Source organism: Acinetobacter sp. YH12063, assembly GCF_013419715.1.
Lineage (GTDB): Bacteria > Pseudomonadota > Gammaproteobacteria > Pseudomonadales > Moraxellaceae > Acinetobacter > Acinetobacter amyesii.
On record NZ_VOZO01000018.1, the window covers coordinates 1 to 26,506 of the forward strand.

General features: G+C 43.4%; 15 protein-coding genes and 3 pseudogenes. 13 read left to right on the forward strand and 5 right to left on the reverse strand.

Translation table 11 applies throughout. The features are described from left to right. Positions 1 to 109, reverse strand: a pseudogene (locus FTU12_RS15095) (dihydropteroate synthase); the annotation flags it as partial. Between the two features lie 282 nt (positions 110 to 391). Here FTU12_RS15095 and FTU12_RS15100 point away from each other — a divergent pair. Together FTU12_RS15100 and FTU12_RS15105 are read left to right on the forward strand one after the other, a co-directional pair. Next, positions 392 to 703: pseudogene (locus FTU12_RS15100) on the forward strand (HNH endonuclease signature motif containing protein); the annotation flags it as partial. Between the two features lie 550 nt (positions 704 to 1,253). Continuing rightward, positions 1,254 to 2,486, forward strand: coding sequence for an ATP-binding protein (locus FTU12_RS15105; RefSeq protein ID WP_004726792.1), 1,233 nt, complete (start codon positions 1,254 to 1,256; stop codon positions 2,484 to 2,486). Positions 2,487 to 2,757: 271 nt separating this feature from the next. Here the strand turns inward: FTU12_RS15105 and FTU12_RS15110 are convergent, their stop codons facing one another. Further along, positions 2,758 to 3,087 (reverse strand): DUF4236 domain-containing protein, encoded by a 330-nt coding sequence (locus FTU12_RS15110; protein ID WP_004726791.1) that lies wholly within the window; start codon positions 3,085 to 3,087, stop codon positions 2,758 to 2,760. A 208-nt stretch (positions 3,088 to 3,295) separates the two neighbouring features. Here FTU12_RS15110 and FTU12_RS15115 point away from each other — a divergent pair, with 208 nt between their 5' ends. From FTU12_RS15115 to brxL, 7 genes are read left to right on the forward strand one after another with little or no spacing between them, the layout of a single operon-like run. Then, positions 3,296 to 4,162, forward strand: coding sequence for a WYL domain-containing protein (locus FTU12_RS15115; RefSeq protein WP_180114864.1), 867 nt, complete (start codon positions 3,296 to 3,298; stop codon positions 4,160 to 4,162). A 10-nt stretch (positions 4,163 to 4,172) separates the two neighbouring features. Further along, the gene (locus FTU12_RS15120; RefSeq protein WP_180114866.1) at positions 4,173 to 4,784 is read left to right on the forward strand and encodes a DUF1819 family protein; all 612 of its coding nucleotides are present in this window, start codon (positions 4,173 to 4,175) and stop codon (positions 4,782 to 4,784) included. 16 nt (positions 4,785 to 4,800) lie between these two features. Next, on the forward strand, positions 4,801 to 5,376 hold the full coding sequence (locus FTU12_RS15125; RefSeq protein WP_005403808.1) for a DUF1788 domain-containing protein: 576 nt from the start codon (positions 4,801 to 4,803) through the stop codon (positions 5,374 to 5,376). Between the two features lie 41 nt (positions 5,377 to 5,417). Next, positions 5,418 to 9,098 (forward strand): BREX system P-loop protein BrxC, encoded by a 3,681-nt coding sequence (gene brxC / locus FTU12_RS15130; RefSeq protein WP_180114868.1) that lies wholly within the window; start codon positions 5,418 to 5,420, stop codon positions 9,096 to 9,098. Positions 9,099 to 9,144: 46 nt separating this feature from the next. Then, positions 9,145 to 12,681 carry a BREX-1 system adenine-specific DNA-methyltransferase PglX gene (gene pglX, locus FTU12_RS15135; RefSeq protein WP_180114870.1) on the forward strand — a complete coding sequence of 1,179 codons (3,537 nt, stop codon included), beginning with the start codon at positions 9,145 to 9,147 and terminating at the stop codon, positions 12,679 to 12,681. A gap of 43 nt (positions 12,682 to 12,724) precedes the next feature. Next, positions 12,725 to 15,349, forward strand: a complete 2,625-nt coding sequence (gene pglZ / locus FTU12_RS15140) for a BREX-1 system phosphatase PglZ type A (protein ID WP_180114872.1) — start codon at positions 12,725 to 12,727, stop codon at positions 15,347 to 15,349. Between the two features lie 29 nt (positions 15,350 to 15,378). Further along, positions 15,379 to 17,418 carry a protease Lon-related BREX system protein BrxL gene (gene brxL, locus FTU12_RS15145; RefSeq protein WP_174660653.1) on the forward strand — a complete coding sequence of 680 codons (2,040 nt, stop codon included), beginning with the start codon at positions 15,379 to 15,381 and terminating at the stop codon, positions 17,416 to 17,418. Between the two features lie 124 nt (positions 17,419 to 17,542). Here the strand turns inward: brxL and FTU12_RS15150 are convergent. Beyond that, positions 17,543 to 17,779, reverse strand: a pseudogene (locus FTU12_RS15150) (hypothetical protein); the annotation flags it as partial. A gap of 289 nt (positions 17,780 to 18,068) precedes the next feature. On the opposite strand from FTU12_RS15150, the gene FTU12_RS15155 reads away from it, so the two are divergent. The 4 genes from FTU12_RS15155 to FTU12_RS15170 are packed head-to-tail and all read left to right on the forward strand — an operon-like array spanning position 18,069 to position 24,220. After that, positions 18,069 to 18,485, forward strand: coding sequence for a cation efflux protein, CzcI-like (locus FTU12_RS15155; RefSeq protein ID WP_227591950.1), 417 nt, complete (start codon positions 18,069 to 18,071; stop codon positions 18,483 to 18,485). Positions 18,486 to 18,533: 48 nt separating this feature from the next. Next, positions 18,534 to 19,859 carry a TolC family protein gene (locus FTU12_RS15160; protein ID WP_180114874.1) on the forward strand — a complete coding sequence of 442 codons (1,326 nt, stop codon included), beginning with the start codon at positions 18,534 to 18,536 and terminating at the stop codon, positions 19,857 to 19,859. Between the two features lies 1 nt (position 19,860). After that, positions 19,861 to 21,090, forward strand: coding sequence for an efflux RND transporter periplasmic adaptor subunit (locus tag FTU12_RS15165; protein ID WP_016658777.1), 1,230 nt, complete (start codon positions 19,861 to 19,863; stop codon positions 21,088 to 21,090). Next, complete coding sequence (locus FTU12_RS15170; protein WP_016658776.1) at positions 21,080 to 24,220, forward strand: efflux RND transporter permease subunit; 3,141 nt, start codon at positions 21,080 to 21,082, stop codon at positions 24,218 to 24,220. Before FTU12_RS15165 ends, FTU12_RS15170 begins: the two co-directional genes overlap by 11 nt. Before the next feature lie 188 nt (positions 24,221 to 24,408). Here the strand turns inward: FTU12_RS15170 and FTU12_RS15175 are convergent, their stop codons facing one another. Together FTU12_RS15175 and FTU12_RS15180 are read right to left on the reverse strand one after the other, a co-directional pair. Further along, entirely contained in the window at positions 24,409 to 25,113 is a 705-nt protein-coding gene (locus FTU12_RS15175) for an IS6 family transposase (RefSeq protein WP_180114875.1), read from the reverse strand. Positions 25,114 to 25,176: 63 nt separating this feature from the next. Further along, positions 25,177 to 26,196: a cation transporter gene (locus FTU12_RS15180; RefSeq protein ID WP_019509685.1), complete on the reverse strand. Its 1,020-nt coding sequence runs from the start codon at positions 26,194 to 26,196 to the stop codon at positions 25,177 to 25,179. Positions 26,197 to 26,506 lie beyond the last annotated feature (310 nt).

The following is a 26,506-nucleotide window of genomic DNA, read 5'->3' on the forward strand; positions in this document are numbered from 1 at the left end:
GCTTACGCGCCTGCGCAATGGCTGCGTCTGGCGCCAGATACCGGCCTCCATCGGAGAAACTGTCCGAGGTTATGTTGACGATGCCGAAAATGATGAGCGATTTATTCATGGGGGCTTCTATAATAATAATAATCGAGCATGAGTCTCATACGGATGCTCGGGTCGAAAGGGAATCCCCAGGCGAGTAACCTGTTTGCGGTGATCCATTAGCTGCAGGAGCAGAATAGCATACATCTGGAAGCAAAGCCAGGAAAGCGGCCTATGGAGCTGTGCGGCAGCGCTCAGTAGGCAATTTTTCAAAATATTGTTAAGCCTTTTCTGAGCATGGTATTTTTCATGGTATTACCAATTAGCAGGAAAATAAGCCATTGAATATAAAAGATAAAAATGTCTTGTTTACAATAGAGTGGGATATGTGGAGTCGATTAGTCCAATTTCTCGGTCAAAGCCCAAGGCCTTTTCGGCATTAACCAAGAGTCTGCTTAAGCACAATTTTCTGGTGGGTAATCATAACTTTTGCCTCATTTGTGATGGATTGATCTATCTTGATTCTACTGAATCGGATCATCGGATTGCCAAAGCCGTAGGTGGGCAAGGTGTTCTAGAGAATGGTCTGCTGGTTCATCCCATCTGTAATAGGATGAAATCAGATCTGAGCCTGGAAGAGATTAGAGCGGATTTGTTTGGTGAATTACTGTATTAATCAACAGAGCGATGAGCTCATTTTTGCAGAAGTATCAATGATTAATCACATGATTTAACTTTTGATACATTCAGCCAATATGGTTATTTTTAATTCAGTCCAGAATCACAACCAGAAACTAGCTGTAGTTTCTGAATGACCGTCAAGGTCCTTAGTTTCGCCCATAGATTCCCTCTGTGGGCTTTTTTTGATCAAAAATTGTATAGATGCTCTAAAATAAACCTTTTAGCATTTCATAAGCAATTAGGATTAAGGCTGAGACCATCAGCACAACAAAAATGAGTTCCACTCTAGTTAACAACTTAGTTCCATTTACTTTTCACTTAATTTATATAGCAGTTAACTCGTAGCATAAATGACATAACATGACATGGAAAATAATCAAAAAGACAGAATTTGGATTTTGATCAGATCTGCATGTTTACATGCTTCTACAGCAGCTTTGAATGTTTCACTTAACCTTTAAACTTTTCTTAAAACTAAATATATTTACATATACATTCTAAAATTTGATAGAATTTATTAAAACTTTAGATTCTAAGTGTAAATAATGAGAAGCGCTAATATTCGACGTGATGGCTACTTAAAATTTCTGAATACATGGCAAGACCGTGATGTCATTAAAGTGCTTTCGGGTGTACGTCGCTCTGGAAAATCCACCTTGTTAGCGATGTTTCAACAAGACCTAAAAGCACAGGGTGTACAAGCCGAAAACATCATTGCTATCAATTTCGAATTTATGGAATTTGAAGAACTCACAGATTACCGTAAACTACATGATTATGTATTGTCCAAAGTTGATAAAAGTAAAAAAAATTATGTTTTTTTAGATGAAATACAACATGTTAAAAATTTTGAGAAAGTAGTCGACTCTTTATATGTTCGGGATTATATCGATTTATATATTACAGGCTCAAATGCATTCTTTCTAAGTGGAGAACTTGCGACTTTACTTACAGGACGCTATATCGAGCAACACGTTCTACCTCTGTCATTCCAAGAATTTAAACAGTGGCATATTGAAAATAATCCGATCATCCAACAATTATCCAATCGTGATTTGTATGCCATGTATACGCGCAGTAGTTTCCCTTATACGCTTGCCATGACTAGCCAGCAGGAAACTTATGATTACTTGCAAGCGGTCTATGCCAGTGTAATGTTTAAAGATGTTATTCCCCGTTTGAATACTGCCGATATTAACTCTCTCGAGCGTGTCGCAAGATATTTGGCAAGCGTGACAGGCTCACCTATTTCCATCAATAAAATTAAAAATACCTTTGTTTCAAGTGGGGTTAAGATTTCATTTGAAACAGTAAAACGCTATATTCAGGGCTTACAGGACAGTTTGTTATTTTATAGTGCCGCACAATTTAAAGTACGCGGGCGTGAGTTATTACAATCCTCTGAAAAATACTATTTAGTTGATGTCGGATTGCGCCGGATTATGTTGCCTGATGCTAATGCTGATCAAGGTCATATCTTAGAAAATGTGATTTATCTTGAGCTTGTCAGACGAGGTTATACGGTCTATGTAGGGCGGGTTGATGAATATGAAATTGATTTTGTTGCTGTCGATACTTTACAGAATTTAACTTATTATCAGGTGGCATTAGAAACGCTCAATGAGGAGACACTCAGCCGAGAGTTACGTCCATTACAGAAAATTTCTGATTCGTATCCCAAGTATTTGCTTACCTTAGACACGATAGGGACTGAAGCGAATTATAATGGTATTGTAAAAATGAGTGCTCTCGATTGGTTGCTATCTGAAAATAAGTAAAGTTGAGGGTAGACATGGATACTCTTATTTATTAATTAAAAATCAAAGACTTTTCAGCATCATCCAAGAATGTATTCAAGCATAATTTCTGCTCCAATTGTGATGGATCGATTTACCTCGATTCGATTGAGTCAGACCCTCATGATTGAGCCAGAGTCGCTTACTGAAAGTAGCGAGAATTGCGCTGGAGTTTCTGAAGGATATTAATTCCTTAGTTTGCCCATTCATCCATGTGGGCATTTTTTTTGATCAAAATACAATGCTGTTCTTGCTAAAAAATGACGGCACCTACAATAAAACACAATATTCCAAAAATAATCCAAGGCCAGATCTTTGTCTTCGGTTGTTCTAAATTCTGAGGATTATATTCCGTGTGTTCTAGCGATGTCGGTTGTGGAACACGGGTCTTTTTAGAGTAAGGCTGGTGTTTAGAGTAAGATAGTCCCGTACCTGGAATGCCGACACTGGTTCGCGTACCTTTTTTCCCAATATTTAGAGAAGCACCAGGTTTGCCAATGCTGGCACTGCTGATGCCTTTATGGGTCAGATTAATTTTAAAACCCGGGAATAATTTAATACTTTTACGAAATCTAAAACCCATATTGCTCTCATTCTAAAACTTAGCTCAATTCACGCGCTATACCAGGATCCATGATCTGCTAGAGATCGTACTTTGACGGCTATCATCAGGATACTAGTATATTTTTTATCTGATGATTGCAATACTACCTTTAAATACCGTCAAAAATGTTTACTGTATATTTGCTGTAGGGTAATCTTAAAGCTGCTATTTATTGACTGATTGGTATATGACGACAGATAAGCATGAAGTCCTGCTACGAATGCGAGCGATCGAGCTGCTTGCTTACTGGGAAGGTCGTTTGGTTACCAATCGTTTAATGAGCTGGTTTGGGCTCAGTCGACAGCAGGCTTCTGCGGATATCAAGCGTTACAATACGCTGTATAACCCAGATGCCTTGGTCCATGATCCCTCCGTAAAAGGCTATGTGCCTAAAGCCACGTTTCAACCGGTGCTGACTACCGTACATATCAATGAATATCTCAATATGCTGTCAGGTTTGGTTAGTGAATCGCATACCCTGATTGCGACACCAGAACCGAATCTTGCAGCAGTTCAATTACCTGATCGCAGTGTACGTCCTGAAGTGATTCGGGAAGTTTTGCGTGCCTGCCGCAACCAAAGTACTTTAAAAATGATTTATGCCTCGATGCAGAATCCGCAGTGGCATGAACGCATCATTTCCCCGCATACCCTGGTGTATACCGGTTTTCGCTGGCATGTCCGTGCCTATTGCCATCAGAGCAAGCAGTTTAAGGACTTTTTACTCTCCAGAATTGATCGCACACCTGTTGTGGTGGCGATTGAGTCAGTAGACCCTGCTCAGGATCAGCAATGGCATGAAGAAATTGTACTGACGCTGATCCCGAATCCAAAATTGAATGCAGCTCAAAAAGCGCTGGTCGAAAAAGACTTCGGCATGCCTGATGGCAGATTACAGATTTCGGTCAAAAAAGCCCTGGCTCACTATACTTTGCAGCGATATCAGGCCGCGATCACGCTGGCTGAGGCGGATGATGCCTTGAAATATCCCTTGGTACTACAACGCTCAGATATCGAAAAGCTGTCGTCTTACCTGTTTGATCAAACTTCATAGGAGATTGGCTATGTTAGAACAATTTCATTATGACAGTGACCTGATTGGTGGCTCACTGATGGTGCGTGAAAGCCGGCTGATCGCGGATCTGTTATTACGAGAAGCGACTCCAGAACAATGGCATCAGGCCATTCAGATTGACAATATTCTGCAAAAAAGAACGCCTGCTTCAGCTCAACGCAATGCCACCGCTATTCGTAAGCGTCTGGAGCGCTTGGAGCCTGATTTCTGGAAAGCACTACGTGATGGGGATGATGAGCTGGCGACCCAGGTGGCTTTTTGTGGCGCATTGGAACGCAACCTGTTGCTGCTTGAGTTTATGGAAACGGTGATGAGAGAGGCCTATATCTCCCAGGCGCAATACCTGGACAGTTATATTTGGTCAGACTTTCTAGATGAGCGTTCACAACGCGATCCGGATATCTTTGATTGGAAAGAGTCCAGCAAGAAAAAAATGGGGCAGGTGGTGTTTCGCATGCTGGCAGAAGCCGGTTACTTAAAAAGTACCCGTAAGCTGGAGTTGCAGCGCGTGATCGTCAGAGCAGAGCTGCGTAGCCTGTTGGAAGAACATTATAAACAACGCATTAAAAGATCTATGGAAGTGTCGCTATGGACGCGGTAGTTGTAGAGGGGCAGCAATGAGTCAAACAATACATGAGCGTCTGAACCAGATTCCAGAGCGAATACTTTCCACCGAGTTTCTCACCGGTCAAGGACTGGGCAATGAAATTGGCTTCTGGATTTTTGATTATGCACCTGAAGATGAGTTGAAGGTGCGCGAATATCTGCATTTTCTCGAAGGGATGCTGGAGAAAAAACACAGTCAGCTGAAGGTGGTGAATATCAACCTGCTGCAAGCCGTGGTGGATTATCTGGCTGAGCGTAACTTCATCGATAAAGCCATTCAAATGCAAAAAGCCAAAGGCGATGAGGCGCTGCTCAAAGCGCTGAAAGGCCCACTGCATATGGATAAGTTCGCGCCCTATCTGGTGAGTAAATATGCCACCAATGCGCAAGATATTGTGTTGATGACTGGGGTAGGGTCGGTTTGGCCACTGTTACGTGCCCATCACTTATTGAACAGTTTGCATTCGTTACTGGGGCATAAGCCAGTGGTGCTGTTTTACCCAGGCTATTACGACGGTCAAGCGATGAGTTTATTTGGAAAAATTCCAAGCAACAATTACTACAGAGCATTCAGATTAGTGCCTTAAACACGGCAAATAGAAATAAGAATTCGGGGGAATGGATTGAGATGAACATTAAAGAACTTTTTTACAAGCCATTAGATCGTGCGATAAACGGGGTGGTCAAGGCAGATCAGGATGATAATGCCACGGTTTACCAGGAGCTGGATGAGTACGTGGTCACCAATGAGCTGGAAAAGCATTTTCGTGACTTTTTCCAGTCCTATGGTACAGACCTCAGCGACCCTTCGATTGCCAATCGTGTCGGCGTGTGGATTTCTGGCTTCTTTGGTTCAGGTAAATCACATTTCCTGAAAACCTTGTCGTATATTCTGGCCAATAAAGTGGCACGTGACGCGGAAGGTAACGAACGCAGTGCTGCAGAATTCTTTGATGAAAGCAAAATCCGTGATGCGTTTATCCGTGCGGATATTGGTAAAGCGGTTAGTCATCATGCCGATGTCATCCTATTTAATATCGACAGTAAAGCCAGCTCCAATGATGATGGTAATCCGATTCTGAATGTGTTTTTACGCGTGTTTAACGAATATCAGGGTTTTAGTGCCGATCATCCACATATTGCACATATGGAACGTCACCTGAGCCAGAAAGGGGTGTATGAGCGCTTTAAACAGGCTTTTGAAGAATCTAGCGGCATGTCTTGGCTAGAAGAACGTGACGGCTATCAGTTCTATCAGGATGATGTCGAAACCGCAATTTCCCAAGCCCTCAACTTATCAGCAGAAGCGGCACACAAGTGGTTTGAGGATTCTGAGCAGACCTTTAGTGTTTCGGTCGAAAACTTCTGTCAGTGGGTGAAAGAATACCTGGACAGCAAAGGACCCCAGCAACGCATGTTGTTCTTGGTCGATGAAGTGGGGCAGTTTATTGGCAGCGATACCCGCTTGATGCTGACACTGCAAACCATTACTGAAAACTTGGGTACGATCTGTAAAGGCCGCGCTTGGATTATCGTCACCTCGCAGGCAGACATCGATGCTGTTTTAGGTGAGATGTCTTCTTCAAAAGCCAATGACTTCTCCAAGATTGCTGGACGTTTTAAAACCCGGTTATCACTGTCCAGTTCAAATACCGATGAAGTCATCCAGAAACGTTTATTACGTAAAACCCCGGAAGCTGAAGCACTGCTCAGATCAGTGTTTGAGCAAAAGGGCGATATCTTAAAAAACCAGATCACCTTTGACCGTTCAGGCCCAACACTCAAGAACTATGAGGGTCCAGACAGCTTTATCAATAACTATCCTTTTGCGCCGTACCATTTCCAGCTGGTGCAGAAAGTTTTTGAAGAAATCCGTAAGGTCGGTGCGACCGGTGCACACCTGGCCTATGGTGAACGGTCCATGTTGGATGCGTTCCAGATGGCCGCGAATGCGATTGCTACAGATGAAGTCGGTGCCCTGGTTCCTTTCCACCGCTTTTATACTTCAGTGGAAGGCTTCCTGGATACAGCAGTGAAGCGTACCATCGACCAGGCAGGGCAGAATAAGACCCTGGATGGTTTTGATGTGCAGATGCTGCGTACCCTGTTCATGATCCGCTATGTCGATATCATCAAAGGTACCTTGGATAACCTGGTGACTTTGTCGATTGAGAAAATTGATGAAGATAAGCTGGCATTACGCAAGCGGATTGAAGAAAGCCTACTGCGTCTGGAAAAAGAGAGCCTGATTACTAGGAATGGTGACGAGTTCCTGTTCCTGACCAATGAAGAACGCGATATCACCCGTAAAATTAAAGCCACAGACTTAGCGGCTTCAGAAGAAAATAAAGAGTTAGCTAATCTGATCTTTAAAGATTTACTGCGGGATCAGAACAAATACCGCCATCAAGCCAACAAGATGGATTATCAGATTGGACGTTTTCTGGATAGCCATAGCTTGGATGGCAAGTATGAGAGTGATTTGAAAGTCGAAATCATTTCTCCGCTGGATACGGAATACAACCTCTATACTGAAGCTTACTGTATTGGTAAAAGCGCCGAGGCCGAAGGGCAGGTACTGTTTAAACTGGCAGACGATAAACAGTTCTTTAATGAACTGCGCACCTGGCTGAAAACCAATAAATTCATCCGCTTAAATGATGATGGTACCCAATCCGATATCACCCGTATTCTGGCAGACCGTGGCCGTGAGAATCAGGAGCGTAAAAAACGTCTGCGTGCCCGGGTCGAAGAAATGTTGCTGGACGCGGAAAGTTATGCCTTGGGTCAACATCTACAACTTTCATCTTCAAGTCCAACCACCAAGCTGGATGAGGCTTGTCGTTATCTGCTGGAAAACACTTATACCAAACTGAGCTATTTGCAGGTCTATCAGCAGGATGCCTGGCGTGAACTGAACGCCGTCTTGACTGTTGATGATATGGCGCAACTCGGATTGTCTCTGGATGGCGGTCAAAGCAATCCGAAAGCCCTACAGGAAGTAGAGCAGTACATTGCACTACGGGCCACTGGTACAGAGCGTATTCTGGTCTCGGATGTGATAGATCGTTTTGCCAAACGCCCTTATGGCTGGCCAGATGCCGAGATTTTACTGCTGGTAGGTCAGCTGGCTGCGATGGGGCGGATTTCTCTGCAGTTAAATGGCGGCAGCTTACAGTTGAAAGAGGCCTTTGAGCCTTTACAAAACAGCCGTCGTCGCCGTGATGTGTCGATCATTAAAAAACGCCAGACTGATGATCAGGTGTTGAAACAGGCACGCCAACTCACCCAAGACCTATTCTCGGCCATGGGACCAGCGACCGAAAAAGAGCTGTTTGAATTCTATACCCAGAATTTTAAGACATGGTTAGGTAACTTTAAGTCGTATAAGAGTAAAACTGATGTCGGGCAGTTCCCGGGCAAGAAAGTGATTGAAAAGTCGATTCTGACTTTGGAACGTCTGCTGGCCAATAGCGACAGCTTCGATTTCTTTAAAGCGGTGGTTGAGAACAGGGACGACTATCTGGATCTGGAAGAAGATTATCGTGACATTCATGAATTCTTTAGCAACCAGATGCCAAGCTGGCAACAACTGCAACAGGCCTTACGTCATTTTGAGAAAAATAAACAGGCGCTGGGCAGTGATGAGGTGGCAAAAAAAGCCCTCTCCGAATTACATCGTATTTCCACGCTTGAATCGCCCTATGGCCTGTTAAATAAAGTGGCTGATTTGGTTCGTACAGTGGAAAGCGTCAATGAGCAATTGCTGACTGAGAAGCGCAATCAGGCCATAGAACACATTGATGACAAAATCAAGCAGCTGGAAGCCGAGATTAAAAACAGTGGTATCGCTACCGCTGAGCTGAGTAACAAGCTACTGCGTCCGCTGCAATTGCTCAAAGCAGATATTGAAGTGGAAACTAGCCTGTCCACCATCTATATGCTGCAAACCCAAACCGCCGTGGAGCGTTTTGATGAAGCCTTATATGAGCTGGAAAGCGAAGTTCAGGCGGAAATCCAGCGTCAGGCCAAAGCGGCACAACTGGCTCAGAGCAAAGCCGAGAGTGTAACCAACACTGCAACCACCTCCAGCCCAGTTACATCAACACCTGCTGCGAGTCCGGTACAGCCTGTGACAGCCGTAGTGCCACCGAAACCTGTGGTGGAAGTCGATGTCGCCAGCATTTACAGCAAAAGCTCAAGTAGTGTCTATCTGGAAACAGAAGAATCAGTGGATCAGTTTGTAGACGCACTCAAAGCTGAATTGAAAAAAATCGTGGGTGACAAAAAGCGTGTGCGTATCCGCTAACTCGGGTTAGGGATATCGGCATCAGTCATTAATTAAAGGTTTAAAGATGAATACCAGTAATATTAAAAAATACGCACCGCAAGCACGTAATGATTTTATCGCAGCGATGCGCAAGCAGGCCGCCAAATATGGCATCACCGCAGACCGCATTTTACCGGCTGAACAGAAAGGCGACTTGCTGCTGATTGGCGATCAGGTTTTTCCGCTATCCGTCATGAAACCACGTGAGAAGCTGATCAAACGCATTCAAACCAGCAGTTTTGAGCAGACGATTGATTATATCGCTTACAGTTGGTTTAACCGTCTCTGTGCCATTCGTTACATGGAATGCAAAGGCTTACTGGATCATGGTCGCCGTGTACTCAGTAGTGCCGATGGTAGTGCAGGCTTGCCACAGATTCTGGAAGAATGTCTGGATATTGACCTACCGGGTTTAGATGCAAACCGTGTGGCTGAACTCAAACTGGATGGCAATAAAGACGAAGAACTGTATCGGGAGCTATTACTGGCGCAGTGTCATGCGTTGAATCAGGTCATGCCACTCCTGTTTGAACAGGTTTCTGATGAATCTGAACTGTTATTACCGGATAACCTCACAAAAACCGATTCCTTGATCCGTGATCTGGTCAGCAGCATTCCAGAAGAAGACTGGTCGGATGTGCAGATTATTGGCTGGTTGTATCAGTTCTATATTTCTGAAAAGAAAGACCAGGTGATTGGTAAAGTCGTCAAAAGTGAAGACATTCCTGCAGCGACGCAACTCTTCACGCCAAACTGGATTGTGAAGTATTTGGTACAGAACAGTGTCGGTCGTCTATGGATGATGGCACAGCCTGATAGTACGCTTGCAAGTAATTGGGAATACTATATTCAGCCAGCTGAGCAAAGCGACGAAGTCAATGCACAACTGAAACAACTGATTGATGTGCGGATCAGTGAAGATGGCGATACTTTAAACCCTGAAAGCATTACGGTACTCGATCCTGCCTGTGGTTCGGGGCATATTCTGGTGGAAGCCTATGATTGCTTAAAAGCAATTTACTTAGAGCGTGGTTACCGTAGCCGTGATATTCCACGTTTGATTCTGGAAAACAACCTATACGGGATTGATATTGATACTCGTGCGGCACAATTGGCGAGTTTTGCGCTGTTAATGAAAGCGCGTGAGGATGACCGCCGTTTATTCAGCAATCCACCGAAGCTGAATATTATTGCACTGCAAGATAGTCAGCCTGAGCGTTTAGATGCATTCAGTCAGGATTTGGCAAGTACTGGTATTGCACAGGCAGATTTAAAAGAACTACTGGACTTGTTTGAACATGCTTCGACCTTTGGTTCTTTGATTCAAATTCCTGCAGCATTCGCTAAAAAGCTGTCTGATTTAGAAACCAAGCTGAATACAGCGTCAGAGTCAGGGGATATTTTTGCGCAGCAGTCGGCACAAGAGCTATTACCTTTGGTACAACAAGCTAATTTGTTGGCTAAACAATATGATGCAGTGATTGCTAACCCGCCATATATGGGTAGTAAATTTTATGCACCCGCTCTTAAAAAATTCATTGAAAGTAACTATAAGGTGGCAAAAGGTGATTTATACACCTGCTTTATGGTCAGAAATGAATATTTAGCTAAAACTGGTGCACTAATTGGCATGATCACTATTCCTAACTGGATGTTTTTGTCTAGTTATGAGGAATTAAGAAAATGGCTATTTGAAAAAACAAATTTACAAACGATGAGCCATAATGGTCGTGGAGTTTTTGGGTCTGACTTTGGTAGTTGTGCATTTACATTCCAAAAGGCTCCTATCCTAGATTATAAGGGTGTGTATAAAAGACTATTTGAAAAACAAGGAAGTGTTTCTTCAAATGATGAGCTAGATAATATATTCAAATTATCTAAATCTTTTTATGCCTCCGCAAATGACTTTAAGAAAATTCCAGGTAGTCCTGTGGCTTATTGGGTGAGTGATAAGGTACGAGAAATTTTTGAAACTAGCTCTTCTTTAAATGATGTAGCAGATGCTCGACAAGGTCTAGCTACTACAGATAACAATCGCTTCTTACGTTTATGGCAAGAAATTAATTTTCAAAGAATTGGTTTTAATATAAAAAATCGGGAATATGCCCAATTGTCGGAGAAAAAATGGTTTCCACATAATAAAGGGGGGGAGTTTCGTAAATGGTTTGGTAACCAAGAATATGTAGTGAATTGGGAAAATGATGGACAGGAAATAAAAGATAATATACTTTCCAGATACTCTTATTTAAAAACTCCTGATTTTGTTGCGAAAAATCAACAATTTTATTTTAAGAGTTCTGTGAGTTGGACTGCGATTACATCTGCTAAATTTTCTGCTCGACGAGATTTTGGTGGCTTTATTCCCTCAAATGCTGGAATGAGTGTTTATGCTGATAATGACACATTAAAATTTTTAAATTCTTTGATGAATAGCATACTTTGCGATGCGTTCTTAAAAATTATTAGCCCTACATTAAATTTCGGTGCTGGTGACATTAGTAAGATTCCTTTGAAAGTAAATGAAACAAACAAATCAAAGATAAGCTATTTACATGATGAAGCTATTAAATTCTCCAAAATTGATTGGGACTCGTATGAAACTTCATGGGACTTTACTCAAAACCCTGTTATCCGTACGGAGCAGCCAAACTTAGAACAAGCATTTAATACATGGCAACAGCAAAATTCTGCCGCCGTGGCAGAAATGAAACGTCTGGAAGAAGAAAACAATAAGCTGTTTATTGACGCTTATGGTTTACAGGATGAACTCACCCCAGACGTGCCTGATGAGCAAATCACGCTCACCCGAGCTGAACGTGAAAAAGACAGCCAGCGTTTAGTCTCTTATGCACTTGGCTGCATGATGGGGCGTTATAGCCTAGATGAACCAGGCCTGATCTATGCCCACGCAGGCAATCAAGACTTTGATGCCAGTCGTTATCAAACATTCCCAGCCGATACGGATGGCATTATTCCACTAACTGAAATGCATTGGTTTGAAGATGATGCAACGCACCGTATTCAAGAGTTCTTAACCGCCGTTTGGGGGAAAGAGACACTGGATGCCAATATGCAGTGGCTGGCTGAAAGCTTGGATAAGAAAGCCAGTGAAACGGCTGAAGACACGATTCGCCGTTACCTCGCCAGCAAGTTCTACAAAGACCACATGCAGACCTATAAAAAGCGTCCAATCTATTGGTTATTTAGCAGTGGTAAACAGGGCGCTTTCCAGGCGTTGGTGTACTTGCACCGCTATAACGAAAGTACCTTGGCACGTATGCGTACTGAATACGTTATGCCACTCATTTCCAAAATGGCTGCTTATGCTAATTCTCTGGAAACAGCAAAAGAAAGCAGTGACTCTGCGGCTGAAATCAAACGTATCGAGAAAAAACTGCAAGATTTGCATAAGCAACAAGCTGAACTCAGTAGTTTTGAGGAAAAACTGCGTCATTATGCCGATCAGCGTATATCACTGGATCTAGATGATGGGGTGAAAGTGAACTACGGCAAGTTTGGGGACTTGTTGGCTGAAGTGAAAGCTGTGACGGGGGAAAAGTGATGAATAGCTTTTCTTCCACACTAGATCATGCAGAGGTGGTTGCATGAACTTAAGTCAACTACAACAAGGTCTGGAACAAGCCTTTTATACTGAACAACACCGAATCGTCTTTTGGTACGATGCAGAACAGTCATTTACTGAAGAAATCAAAGCCCTAGAGCTAAATGATGTCCAGATTCTGAATATGGCAGAAGAATCCAGCCTTGCGATCAAGCTTAAACTGGAACTGGAAGACCAGCAGGGCAAATACTTGCTGTATTTCCCAAGCTCTGAGCCTGAAACCGAAAAAGACTGGTTACTGGACATCAAGCTGTATTCACGCAGCTTCTATGCCGATCGTTTCTCGATTATTTTCAATGAGCTCGGTTTACAACAACAAAGTTTAAGAGAACATCTGGCCAAACGTGAAGAGTTCCTCAAAGCCAAAGCCCGTCTGAGCACCTTAAAACGCTATATCCAGTCTGATGCAGATGAACAGGATCTGGATATGGCCATGATTGCGGCTGTGGTCAAAGCTGACAGTGCCGAACTCATGCATATCGTTCTAGCACTGGCAGATGAAATGGTACAGCAGAACCTGGCTCTGGAAGTCAATCCAGACTCCTTTGCTGAACTGGAAAAATTCCAACTGGTGCCAGCTTTAGTCACAGCATTACAGGCGGAAATTGGTTATCCAGCATCGGTTGAAGAATTGAATGGGGAAGCACCATTCAAGCTCGGTACGTTCTTTATCCGTTTGATGACCACGGGTTTCTGTGAAAGTCTGGGCGATATACCGCTATGGGCTCAGGAACTGGTGATGTCATCCGTCAGCTCCCGTGCGACGGCTAGAGCCTTTTTGTCGCGCTGGAGAGACAGCTCCAAATATTACCCAACCTTCGATACACTCTCCCAGACCGTGGCAAATGCACTGCGGATCCAAGAAAAGGTCGGGGCCTTTGATCTGGAGCAGCTGCTCGATGTCATGACTTTTGAAGTGATTGAACAAAAGATCATTGTCGATCTGTCCAGCCAGATCCCTGCAGCAACCAAAGCTGAACTGGAACATTTCAGAACGATTATTTCTACCCGTCTGGATGGCTATTGGGCTTCCAAACATAAGGATGATGCAACCCGCCGTAAATATCGCACTGTCTATACAGCGTTGCAGGCAGCCATTGACCTGTTCAGTCTGCGACTGCTGTTTGATTCTGGGTTCTATTTCGACTCCAGCGAAGCCTTGTATAAAGCCTACGAGCAGGAGCTGTATCGCTTTGATATGGCATATCGCCACTACAGTGCTGCTTCTCAACGCGCTCATGTCGATATCCTGAAAAAACTCGATGAAGAAGTGGAAAATTGCTATGCCTACTGGTTTATTGACCACTTGGCACGCAACTGGGGCGAGCGTGTAGAAGCTGAGCAACGCTTGAATGTCTGGAAAGTGGCAGATATCCCAAATCAGCAGAACTTCTACGATACCCACGTCAGACCCTTACTGGGTTCTGCAACTAAACGCCGTATTGTAGTGATCATCAGTGATGCTTTTCGCTATGAAGCTGCAGTAGAGCTGCGTGATCGAATCAATGAAAAGCGTTATTCTGAAGCGACCTTGTCTTCACAGCTGGGCGTTGTGCCAAGTTACACCACACTTGGCATGGCCTCGTTGTTGCCGCATCAGATTTTGGAGTACAAAGAGGCCGCAGGGGATGATGTTTTAGTAGATGGACAGTCCAGCAAAGGGACTGCAGCACGATCCAAAATTCTGGCGGCCTATAATGGATTGGCGGTTACCGCTGAAACGGTAAAAGGTTGGTCGCGTGATGAAGGCCGTGAAGCACTCAAAGACCATGATTTGATTTACGTTTATCACAACGTGATTGATGCTCGGGGAGACAGTGCCTCGACAGAATCAGAAACCTTTATGGCGGTGGAACATGCCATTGAAGAACTGACCGAACTTAGCCGCAAAATCTTGATGCATTTCAATATTTCTACCCTGTTGATCACAGCCGACCATGGCTTCTTGTTCCAGCAAAGTAAACTAGAATCTGCGGATCGTTCAAGTTTGACTGAAAAACCTGCGAATACATTGAAAAGCAAAAAACGCTATGTGATTGGGCATGGTTTACCAGAGAGCAAAGAAGCATGGAAAGGCTCAACCCAAGCTACGGCAGGCACACGATCTGCGACTGATTTCTGGATTCCAAAAGGGGCGAACCGTTTCCATTTTGTAGGAGGCTCACGTTTCGTGCATGGCGGCATCATGCCTCAGGAAATCGTAGTGCCTGTACTAACGGTAAAACAGCTGCGTGGTGAAAAGGCTGGACAGCGGACCAAGCGTAAAGTTGAGGTCATTTCTACCAAATCCACGCTGAAAATGGTCAATAACATCCAGAAGTTTGATTTGATGCAAACTGAAGCTGTCAGTGAGCTGGTCATGCCAGTGACCCTGTCGATTGCCATTTATGATGGGGATATCAAAGTATCTAGTGAAGAAACCTTGACCTTTGATAGCAGTACCGACTCTGTTGCCGATCGGGTTAAACAGGTCAGGCTGTCATTGTCCGGTACTGATTTTGACCGTAAGAAAGATTACTTCCTGGTACTGAAGGACAAAGACCTGAATATCGAAATGCAGCGCTATAAGGTCACCATTGATCTGGCATTTACCGATGACTTCTTCTGATAACGAATTAACGATAGAGCGTAGCCTACATGGAATCTGCTAACGATAAAGAACTGGATCAGCTGCTGAATGAACACTTTGCTGGGCGGGTGGTACGTAAGGATCTGACTAAACTGATCAAAGAAGGGGCCAATGTCCCTGTCTATGTACTCGAATACCTGCTGGGGATGTACTGTGCCTCGGATGATCCAGAGATCATTGAACAGGGACTACGTAACGTAAAGACCGTACTGGCTGAGAACTACGTCCGTCCTGATGAAGCCGAGAAGGTGAAATCCCTGGTCCGTGAACGGGGCAGTTATAAGGTCATTGATCGGGTGACCGTAAAGCTGAATGAGCGTAAGGACAAATACGAAGCATCATTTAGTAATCTGGGCATCAAAGATGCCGAAATCTCGGCAGGCATCGTCAAAGAGTATGAAAAATTACTTGTTGGTGGTATCTGGGTCATTGCTACGCTCAGTTATTATTTTGAAGAAGGACAAACCAGCTCGCCATTTGGGGTGAGTTTACTCAAGCCGATTCAAATGCCGAATATGAATATGGATGAACTCTTCAGTGGCAGAGCAGCATTAAGCACTGATCAGTGGCGCGAGAGTTTAATCCGTTCGATCGGCATGGAACCGGCTTCGTTAAAAGAGGACGTGCAATGGCACATATTAGCGCGTATGGTTCCGTTCGTTGAAAATAACTATAACGTCTGTGAACTTGGACCACGCGGTACCGGGAAAAGCCATATTTACAAAGAGTGTTCACCGAATAGTATTCTAGTTTCAGGTGGGCAAACCACTGTCGCCAATCTGTTCTATAACATGAGTAGCCGCCGTATTGGTCTGGTGGGGTTGTGGGATGTGGTGGCCTTTGATGAAGTTGCCGGTATTTCCTTTAAGGACAAAGATGGCGTTCAGATCATGAAAGACTATATGGCCTCAGGATCTTTTGCCCGTGGTCGTGAACAGATGGAAGCCTCAGCTTCGATGGTTTTTGTGGGTAATATTAACCAAAGTGTTGAATCCTTGGTGAAGACTAGCCACTTATTGGCTCCTTTTCCTGAAGCAATGATCGATTCAGCATTCTTTGATCGCTTTCATGCCTATATCCCGGGTTGGGAAATTCCAAAAATGCGTCCGGAATTCTTTACTAACCGTTATGGTCTAATCGTTGATTATCTGGCTGAATTCTTCCGGGAAATGCGTAAGCGTAGTTTTGCGGATGCCATTGAGAAGTACTTTAAGCTCGGCAACAACCTGAATCAGCGCGATGTGATTGCCGTTCGCAAGACGGTTTCCGGATTGATGAAGCTGCTCTACCCACATGGTCAGTTTAACAAAGAAGATGTACGGCAATGCCTGGAATATGCACTGCAGGTGCGCCGTCGGGTCAAAGAACAGCTGAAGAAAATTGGAGGGATGGAATTCTATGATGTGCATTTCAGCTATATCGACAATGACACCTTAGAAGAGCATTTTGTTTCAGTCAAAGAGCAGGGGGGTGGCGGACTTATTCCCGAAGGTCCTGCTAAACCAGGTTTTCTGTATACCATCGGACTCAGTAATAAGGGCATGCCAGGTTTATACCGCTTAGAACTGCAAGTCACTAAAGGTTCAGGAAAATTGGCGACATCTGGCTTATGGAATTCAAGTAGTGCCAAAGAACAGGTCAAGATTGCTTTTGATTACTTCAAGGCCAATGCATCCCGGATCTCGGGGGGCAGTAAGGTGCTGGAACATGATTTCCATTTACATGTGGTGGAATTACAGAATACCGGCCCGCTCAGCCATCTTGCTCTGCCAAGTTTAGTGGCTTTTGCTTCTGGCCTGTTAGGACGATCGGTACAAAGTCAGATGGTGGTACTGGGTGATATGAGCTTGGGTGGTTCTGTGACACCGGTGGAAAGTATTGCCGAATGTCTTCAAGTTGCTTTTGATGCGGGTGCCAAGAAGGTTGCTTTGCCAATGAGTAGTGCGGCAGATATCCCAACGATTCCTGTGGAACTGTTTACCAAGTTCCAGACCAGCTTTTATGCAGATCCGGTAGATGCTGTGTTTAAGGGGCTAGGGGTGGATTAATTTCATATCTGTCTGGAAGAGTTACAGTAGATTGTTTTAAATTCAGTTTCTCAAGTTAAACACCATGTTGTAAAAGCATAATACTGCCTCTTTTAAAGAGCTAGTATTTTAGGGGGGGATTACCCTTCATTTTTTCTTGATCAGATATCTGTTGTATTTTGACAGGATTTTGTTGATCTAAATATTTTTGATACCAAACACGCAATGTTTCAGGAGTACAACCGATTTTAGGAGCAATAGCTGTGATTGCTGCCCAAGTAGAAGGATAATCTTTTTCAGATTCAATTAGTAATTGAACCGCTCTTTCTCTGATTTCAGGGGTCAATTTTACTTTGCCATTTGTAAGGTAAAAGGGGTCAATTTTAGAATGCCGTTGACAATGTATCGCCTTTTGAGTTTGAAGCAATGTACAATGATAAGATTAACCCGTTAGGTCAGGTGGCCTAACTTAAATAAAAATTCTCCGACAAACCCGGTACGGTTCACTATCTATTGTTATTCTTACCTGAAATTGATGTGAGCTTATAGAGACAAGGTAAATTTGCAAAAGTGCCGGCTATTCAGTGTTCATTGAATGTTTAATTTAATTTATTAAGCTTGACCTTGGAGTGGCTCTAAGCCTTATACTTGGTACAAATTTTTCGATTGTTATGATGATGCGTTCTACTACATGGATTACAGTCTTGGTTGGATTGTTCATGTTCCAAAGCTTTTGGAATGTGGCGGCGGCCTTTTGTGTCCATGAACAACAGCCTCAATCACAGCAGAGTTATCATTTTGGTCATCACCAAAATACCTTGTGTGCCAGCGATAGTCGTCAACACGATCATAATGGACAGTCAGAAAACATAAAAACATTCAGTAGCGATTTAGAAATCGGTGAAGATCATCAAGATCATCTACCATCGATGACGCATTTGATTGTACAAAATGAAAAAGTAGATGTGTTTCATCCAAGCTCTGAAGTTAAAGTGAATCCACAATTTCATTGGAAAAACAGCTATCAGGCTCCTGACCTGTTTCAACAAAGCCCACCTCCCAAATTTTCCCCGCTCATGGTGGGGTAGCCTAAAACATTCCCACCACTTTTATTATTTAAATAAGTGGGAAAAATCATGTCTTCACAATCAATTATACTCTTGCGTCATAGCTTGGTTGCTTGTATATGTGCAGCGGCTATGCAATATAGCTATGCTGAAAACGTTACCAGCTTTGAATCCGCTTTAGCAAAAGTACAAAGTTACCAGACTCAAGACAAGCTGTGGCAACAAGTTCAGCAAATATCTGAATTGAATATTCAGCAAAGTCGGTTATGGCAGAATCCAAGTATAAGTTTAGAACAGTCTGGCTTTGGCTCAGGTCAAGAACAGGAATTCAATGTTGGCGTTAGTCAACCTCTAGATCTATTTGGTCAGCGTAAGCTGAACCGGGTGATTGCCAATACCTCGAATCAACAAATCCAATTGCAACAGCAATTATGGAAGGCACAAAGCCAACTGATTGTTAAATTTGCATGGTCGCAATTTGCACTTGCTGAGGTTGAGCAGTCTGCTTATTCAGTACAGTTAAAAACAAGTAAAGCCAATCTGGACAGTGCCCATAAACGCTATCAGGCAGGCAGTATTGCCCTGGTTGATTTTGAGCGTACCCAAATTGAAGCGCTAGAAATCCAACGACTTTATCAGCAAGCGATGCTGAATAAACAAGCTGCCGGTCGTCAGCTGTCTAATTTGTGGGGGGGAGAAACATCTTCACATCTTCAATTGAATAAAACCGCTATCCCTTGGCCAGAGCAAAGTCTCCAAACTGTGCAACGGTATATTGCTGAAGGGTGGCTAGAAAAATTCTATGCCTTGAACATTCAGCAATCGGATCATCAAATTGAAAATTTAAGAATTCAGGCACGTCCCAATCCGACTTTAAATGTAGGCATGAAACGTAGCAAAACCCCTAATGAAAGCAACGATACGACTTTGGCAATCGGCGTGGCTATTCCACTGAATATTTTCAACCGCCAGCAATATGCGATCCCGATGGTCCAGCAACAGCAAATATTGCTGAACCAACAGCAGCAGCGTGAGCTGAAGCAACAAATACTCAATATTGCCAACAGCATGCATCAGCTCAAAGGTTTACGTAGCCAGTTCGATGCCACAACAGCACAAGTTACTTTGGCGACCAAAGTTCAGAGCCGTACTTTACAAGGGTTTCAGGCAGGGAAACTGTCCATTACCGACGTTCAGCAAGCAACCACCCAACTGCAGAATCTTCGATTGGGTCAATTACAAATTCTACGTCAAGCTTGGCAAACTGCCCTCGCAGCTGAGGCACTCAGTATTGGCACAAGTTATGAAGAAATTAGCCGTTCGGATGCCTATACACAACTGAATAAAAAGGCAGTCGAAGCATCGCAAAATTTAATCAATGGGGGAGCACGATAAAATGAACGCCAAGCAAAACGGAAAAATATCCCAGTCTCTCATGATTGCAATTTTGATTCTGATTACGGTCTTGGTCAGTCTGGTTATTTGGTTAAGTTCAAAAAAAACTGAATCTGAGGGGCATGGTCATGATGAGGGAAATGCCGAACATTCTGATGAAGATAGTTCTGAAGAAGGACATGCTGAAGAAGGCGAAATACAACTGACCAGCCAACAAATGGTTGAACAAGGTTTAAAAGTTGCTGTTGCATCCACAGGATTGGTTGAAAAGCTGACAACCCTGCCAGGTAAATTGGTGGTGAATACCGATCAACAAGCGCATATATCGCCTAATTTTAGTGGTCATGTCGAGCAGGTCAATGTGGCTTTAGGACAGAGCGTGCAAAAAGGACAAACGCTGGCTGTACTAATCGTGCCTGAACTGATCGACCAACAGGCAAATCTGCGTATGGCACAGGTGAATCTGGATTTGGCCCGTAAAGATTACCAGCGCGAACAGCAACTCTGGTCACAGGGGATTTCTGCCAAACAGGATTACCAGCGTGCCGAAAATGCCTACCGTCAAGCGCAGATTACTGTCCAGTCCTCACAAGCACGTTTAAATGCATTAGGTGCAAGTGGCAATAACAATGGGCGTTTTCTGATTAAAGCACCGATCTCTGGGGTGATCAGTCAAAAAGATATTGTGGTCGGTGAAAATGTGCAACTGGCTAATCAGCTCTTTGTCATTGAACAGCTGAAAGATTTATGGCTTGAGTTTAATTTGCCGAATCAATTCTCAGGTCAACTGCAAGCCGGGCAAAAAATTGACTTTAAAGTGAATGATTCAGATCAAATCTATAAAGCTACTGTACAAAGCTTAACCTCTCAGGCAGATGTACAAACAGGGCGTCTGGTGGTGCGCGCAAAACTCGATGCGCAAGCTACTGAGTTGCGTTCTAATGTGCTAGTGAGAGTGTTGATTCCGGAAGCTACAGCAAAATCAGCCCTTCGGATTCAAAAGTCTGCGCTGCAAAGTATTGAAGGTGAAGACAGTATTTTCATCGTAGATTCAGAACAAAAAGGTCAAGTCCACTTAAAAGCACAGAAAGTGCAATTGGGGCAGGCTTCAAGTGATGGACAATGGCTTGAAGTGATTTCTGGGCTGACTGAAGGGCAGAAGTATATCGCTCAAGGCAGTTTCTTGTTGAAATCTGAATTAGAAAAAGACGAGGCAGGCCATGAACATTAATTCTGATCTGCCAAAACCAGAAGGTTTATTCGAACGAATCATTCAGTTTTCCATACAAAATGCGATTTGGGTGTTGCTCTTTGTCTGTACCTGGATTGCGGTCGGGGTGTATAGCTATCAGAAACTCCCGATTGATGCTGTACCCGATATTACCAATACCCAAGTCCAGATTAATACTCAAGCCAAGGGTTTTACTGCGCTTGAAGTCGAACAGCGGATTACCTATCCCATTGAAAATGCCATGGCTGGCATTCCGGATCTGGAGCTTACCCGTTCCATATCCCGTTATGGACTCTCTCAAGTCACCATTGTCTTTAAAGATGGGACTGATATTTATTGGGCCCGTCAGCAGATTAACCAACGGATACAGGAGGCGCAATCTGAGTTGCCTGCACAAATCGCACCGACGATGTCCCCCGTTTCTACGGGTCTCGGTGAGATTTATCAATGGGTACTGAAGGCAGATCCGAATGCGAAAAAGCCGGATGGAACTGCATACACGCCGATGGATTTGCGTGAGATTCAGGACTGGATTGTGCGTCCTCAACTGCAACGTGTTAAGGGAGTTGCAGAGGTCAACAGTATTGGTGGTTTTGAAAAAACCTATGTGGTCTCTCCCGATTTAAACCGGATGCAGCAACTGAATATCTCATTAGAACAACTGCAACAGGCTTTAGCGCAAAATAATGAGAACCGAGGTGCAGGTTATATTGAAGACAATGGTCAGCAACTGACGGTACGTGTACCGGGTGCATTCAATGGGCTTTCTGATATTGAGAACACCATGCTGGGTAGCCCAAATGGCAGCCCAATTCGGGTTGGTGATATTGCGCAAGTCTCTATTGGGCATGATTTAAGAACCGGTGGGGCAACCTATAACGGCAAAGAAACCGTTTTAGGGGTTGCCATGATGGCGATGGGTGGAAATAGCCGGACTGTTTCTAAAGCTGTGGATGCCAAGCTTCAAGATATTCAGAATAGTTTGCCTAAAGGGGTAGTGATTGAAACAGTGTACGACCGTACTACCTTGGTTGAGAAGGCGATTAAAACCGTTCAGAAAAACTTGGTAGAGGGAGCAATCCTGGTCATCATCATTCTGTTCCTGTTTTTAGGGAATATCCGTGCTGCCTTGATTACTGCCTGTGTCATTCCACTCTCTATGCTGTTTACCTTAACCGGGATGGCACAGAAAAATATCAGTGCCAATCTGATGAGTTTAGGTGCACTCGATTTCGGCATCATTGTCGATGGTGCTGTGGTGATTGTCGAAAACTGTATCCGGCGTTTAGCCCATACACAGCAACTGTTAAAACGACCTCTCACACAAAGTGAACGCTTTAAGGAAGTTTTTCTGGCTGCCCGCCAAGCACGTCGTCCTCTTATTTTTGGTCAGCTTATTATTTTGGTGGTGTATTTGCCGATTTTTGCTTTAAGTGGTGTGGAAGCAAAAATGTTCCATCCGATGGCATTGACAGTGGTACTAGCCCTTGTTGCAGCCATTATTTTATCGATCACCTTTGTGCCTGCTGCTGTGGCATTGTGGGTCAAAGGCGATATTCAAGAAAAAGAAAGTCGTTGGATGTTATGGCTAAAAGCTAAATATCAGCAAACTCTTGATATTTCGTATCAATACAAAGCAGTTGTGCTGACTTTTGCACTGTGTGTATTAGTGATTACGGGATTTATCAGTACCAAACTCGGCAGTGAATTTGCACCACAGCTCAGTGAAGGAGACTTTGCGGTACAACAGTTACGTTCACCAAGTACAGGCTTAGAAGAGTCTTTACGTATTCAGGAGAATACTGAAAAACTTCTTTTAAAGAGTTTCCCTGAAATTAAGGCAGTATTTGCCAGAACGGGTACAGCCGAGGTTGCAACAGATGTCATGCCACCCAATATTTCAGATGGCTATATCATGTTAAAGCCTCGTTCAGAATGGCCAAATCCTAAAGAAAGTTTAGATGAATTACGTGGCCGTATGGTGACGTATTTAGCCACGATTCCAGGCAATAATAGTGAATTTTCACAACCGATTGAACTCCGATTTAATGAATTGATCTCAGGTGTGCGTAGTGATGTTGGTGTGAAAATCTTCGGTGATGATATGAATGTCCTCAATACTGAGGCGACTAAAATCTCCAAAATCATTCAGCAAATATCGGGTAGCAGTGCCGTGAAAGTTGAGCAGACCTCAGGTTTGCCATTACTGAATGTCGAGGTAAATAAAACTTTGGCTGCACAATATGGTTTGAGTGTGCGTTCAATTCAAGACCTTGTGGCAACCAGTATTGGTGGACAAAGCGTGGGAGAGATTTTAGAAGGCGATCGTCGTTTTGATTTTGTTATCCGTCTTGGAGAGCAAGACCGTAGTGTCGCATCTGTTTCCCAGTTACCTATTCAGCTTCCAAATGGTGGCAGTATTTTATTGTCGGATGTCGCGCAAGTCTCGACCATTGAAGGAATCAACCAAGTCAGTCGAGAAAATGGTAAACGCCGAGTTGTGGTTACAACGAATGTTGAAGGGCGTGATTTAGGGTCTTTTGTTTCTGATGTACAGACACAGCTCAAAGCATACACTTTGCCAAGTGGTTATTGGATAGAATATGGCGGTCAGTTTGAAAATTTGGCTTCAGCCAAAGCACGGATGCAAATCGTGATTCCACTGGCTTTAATCACTATCTTTATTTTACTGATGGCGGTCTTTCACAATGTCAAAGAAAGTCTATTGGTCTTTACCGGGGTACCCTTTGCCTTGACCGGTGGTGTGCTGTTCCTTTGGCTAAGGGATATTCCATTATCGATGTCAGCTGGAATTGGCTTTATTGCCTTATCTGGTGTTGCAGTCCTCAATGGACTGGTAATGCTGACCTTTATTAAGGAATTAAGGGACAAATATCCAGTGCATAAAGCCGTGTGGCAAGGGGCTATTTTGCGCTTAAGACCAGTGTTGATGACAGCTTGTGTGGCTTCACTGGGTTTTGTACCAATGGCGCTGGCAACCGGAACAGGGGCTGAGGTTCAACGGCCACTGGCAACCGTAGTGATTGGCGGGATTATCTCTTCAACATTACTAACTTTGGTGCTGTTACCCGTGCTTTATCGTTGGATAAATGAAAAGAAAGTTTCTTAATCCAATAGATTAGTCGATTTACAGCAGAGATATTGGCTGTTATCCAATATCTCTGCTCATCATAAATAGAATAAGGAAAATATTTTATGTCAGAACATCATGATCATAGCCATGCGGTTGTTACTGAAGAAAATAGGGCACTGTTGCAAATAGAGATTTGAGTCGATGATGTTCCCTTTAAAAAGTGCTTAGAGACCGAAAACCCTGTTGATTAGACACACTTCACCCTGAGGCTGACCATAATAAAATGACGATGCTTGTCCTTTACGTAGTGCACGCATGACTTCAATACCTTTAATTGTGGCATAAGCAGTCTTCATAGATTTGAATCCTAATGTGGCCCTGATGATCCGCTTTAGCTTGCCATGATTACATTCGATCACGTTATTTTTATACTTAACCTGCCTGTGCTCAAGATCTGGTGGACATTTTCTTTCCCATTTTAACCGTGATAAAGCACGTCCATATGTGGGTGCTTTATCCGTGTTGATCATTTGTGGAATTTGCCACTTCTTCACATTATTTAAAATTTTTCCAAGAAAACAATATGCTGATTTGGTATTACGTCTAGAAGAAAGATAAAAATCAATGGTATCGCCACGTTGATCGACTGCACGATACAGATAAGACCATCGTCCATTCACTTTTACATAGGTTTCATCAATATGCCACGAGCTCAGATCTGTAGGATTACGCCAATACCAGCGTAAACGTTTTTCTATTTCAGGAGCATAACGTTGAACCCAACGGTAAATAGTCGTGTGATCAACATTCACACCCCGTTCGGCCAGCATTTCCTGCAGTTCACGATAGCTAATGCCATATTTACAATACCAGCGCACAGCCCAAAGAATGATTTCGCCCTGAAAATGCCGACCATGGAAAGGATTCATATGCTGCACCTTTAGCTAAAACAGTCTTCAGCTTACCATTCGTGGTTATTTGCAACAGTGCCCTTACTTCAAAGCCAAAATTTTTCGGGCACCATTAAGTACGAATAAAGAAACCAGTATGCCAATGATTAAGTCTGGATAAGCTGATCCCGTCCACGCCACGAGTACACCGGCAAATATAACGCCCATATTTACGACAACGTCATTCGCCGAGAAAATCCAACTGGCTTTCATATGTGCGCCATCTTCTCGATGACCAGAAATAAGATATAAGCATGTCACGTTAGCTATAAGTGCGAGCAGGCCAATAACAATCATGAGCGTTGATTCTGGCTCGCTTCCAAACATGAATCGTCTAATGACATCAACAATCACGATAACAGCAAGTAATAACTGAATCCAACCTGCGAAATGGGCTGCTTTTATTTGATATTTCGCAGCTTTTCCGACGGCATATAGCGCAATACCATAAACGGCTGCATCGGCAAACATATCTAGAGAATCAGCAATCAATCCCGTAGACGCAGCAATAATACCGCTGATGAATTCTATAAAGAAAAGTAGAGCATTAATACCTAATAACAGTTTAAGTACTTTAGCTTGTCTCACAGGATCAGGTTCATTAGGTATATCGCCTGAAGAAAGCTGTGTTTCATCAAGTTTCGCCCCAAAACCCAGTCCTTCGAGTTTAGCCGTAATTTGCTGAATCCCTTCATTATGGAAGACTTTCAGTTTTCGATTGGGAAGATCAAAAGTAAGACCTTTAACTGCTTCAATATCTGCAAGAGCCATACGGACCATTTGCTCTTCAGCAGAGCAATCCATTTTAGGAATGGTGTAGGTACTTGTTTGCTTAGCCTGTTGATTGCTTATATAAGTTTCAGTCTTCACAAGCTTTGCACCAAAACCCAAAGCTTCAAGTTTGGTGGTTATATTTTCATCTTTTTGATTATGTAGAACCTTTAAAGAACGGTTAGGTAAATCAAAGATGAGTTTTTGAACACCATCAATTGAAGATAGCGCCATACGAACCATCTGTTCTTCCGCAGAACAATCCATTTTGGGAACTAAGTATTCACTCATGTAGTGCGAATCTTTTAAAATATCTTCAGTGCTTAAATTTTCTTTGGGATCAGAACCATAACAGGATTGAGCGGTATCTTCACAACTGTTTGAAGTGTTACAGCAAGGAGATGAAGATTTTTTTTCTTCCTCTTCACCACAACAGCTAAGCGTATTATCACAATTCTTTGAATTGTTTGCTTCTGAACCGTACCGGGTTTGTCGGAGACTTTTTTATTTAAGTTAGGCCACCTGACCTAACGGGTTAATCTTATCATAGTACATTGCTTCAAACTCAAAAGGCGATACATAACCCAGTGCACTGTGTACA

Excerpts from the sequence above, each read along its gene's own strand:
- FTU12_RS15180 (WP_019509685.1), bottom strand. The coding sequence starts at position 26,196 with ATGAGTGAATACTTAGTTCCCAAAATGGATTGTTCTGCGGAAGAACAG.
- FTU12_RS15165 (WP_016658777.1), top strand. The coding sequence starts at position 19,861 with ATGAACGCCAAGCAAAACGGAAAAATATCCCAGTCTCTCATGATTGCA.
- FTU12_RS15160 (WP_180114874.1), top strand. The coding sequence starts at position 18,534 with ATGTCTTCACAATCAATTATACTCTTGCGTCATAGCTTGGTTGCTTGT.
- FTU12_RS15120 (WP_180114866.1), top strand. The coding sequence starts at position 4,173 with ATGTTAGAACAATTTCATTATGACAGTGACCTGATTGGTGGCTCACTG.
- FTU12_RS15115 (WP_180114864.1), top strand. The coding sequence starts at position 3,296 with ATGACGACAGATAAGCATGAAGTCCTGCTACGAATGCGAGCGATCGAG.
- FTU12_RS15175 (WP_180114875.1), bottom strand. The coding sequence starts at position 25,113 with ATGAATCCTTTCCATGGTCGGCATTTTCAGGGCGAAATCATTCTTTGG.
- FTU12_RS15170 (WP_016658776.1), top strand. The coding sequence starts at position 21,080 with ATGAACATTAATTCTGATCTGCCAAAACCAGAAGGTTTATTCGAACGA.
- brxL (WP_174660653.1), top strand. The coding sequence starts at position 15,379 with ATGGAATCTGCTAACGATAAAGAACTGGATCAGCTGCTGAATGAACAC.
- FTU12_RS15105 (WP_004726792.1), top strand. The coding sequence starts at position 1,254 with ATGAGAAGCGCTAATATTCGACGTGATGGCTACTTAAAATTTCTGAAT.
- brxC (WP_180114868.1), top strand. The coding sequence starts at position 5,418 with ATGAACATTAAAGAACTTTTTTACAAGCCATTAGATCGTGCGATAAAC.
- FTU12_RS15125 (WP_005403808.1), top strand. The coding sequence starts at position 4,801 with ATGAGTCAAACAATACATGAGCGTCTGAACCAGATTCCAGAGCGAATA.
- FTU12_RS15110 (WP_004726791.1), bottom strand. The coding sequence starts at position 3,087 with ATGGGTTTTAGATTTCGTAAAAGTATTAAATTATTCCCGGGTTTTAAA.
- pglZ (WP_180114872.1), top strand. The coding sequence starts at position 12,725 with ATGAACTTAAGTCAACTACAACAAGGTCTGGAACAAGCCTTTTATACT.
- pglX (WP_180114870.1), top strand. The coding sequence starts at position 9,145 with ATGAATACCAGTAATATTAAAAAATACGCACCGCAAGCACGTAATGAT.
- FTU12_RS15155 (WP_227591950.1), top strand. The coding sequence starts at position 18,069 with ATGATGATGCGTTCTACTACATGGATTACAGTCTTGGTTGGATTGTTC.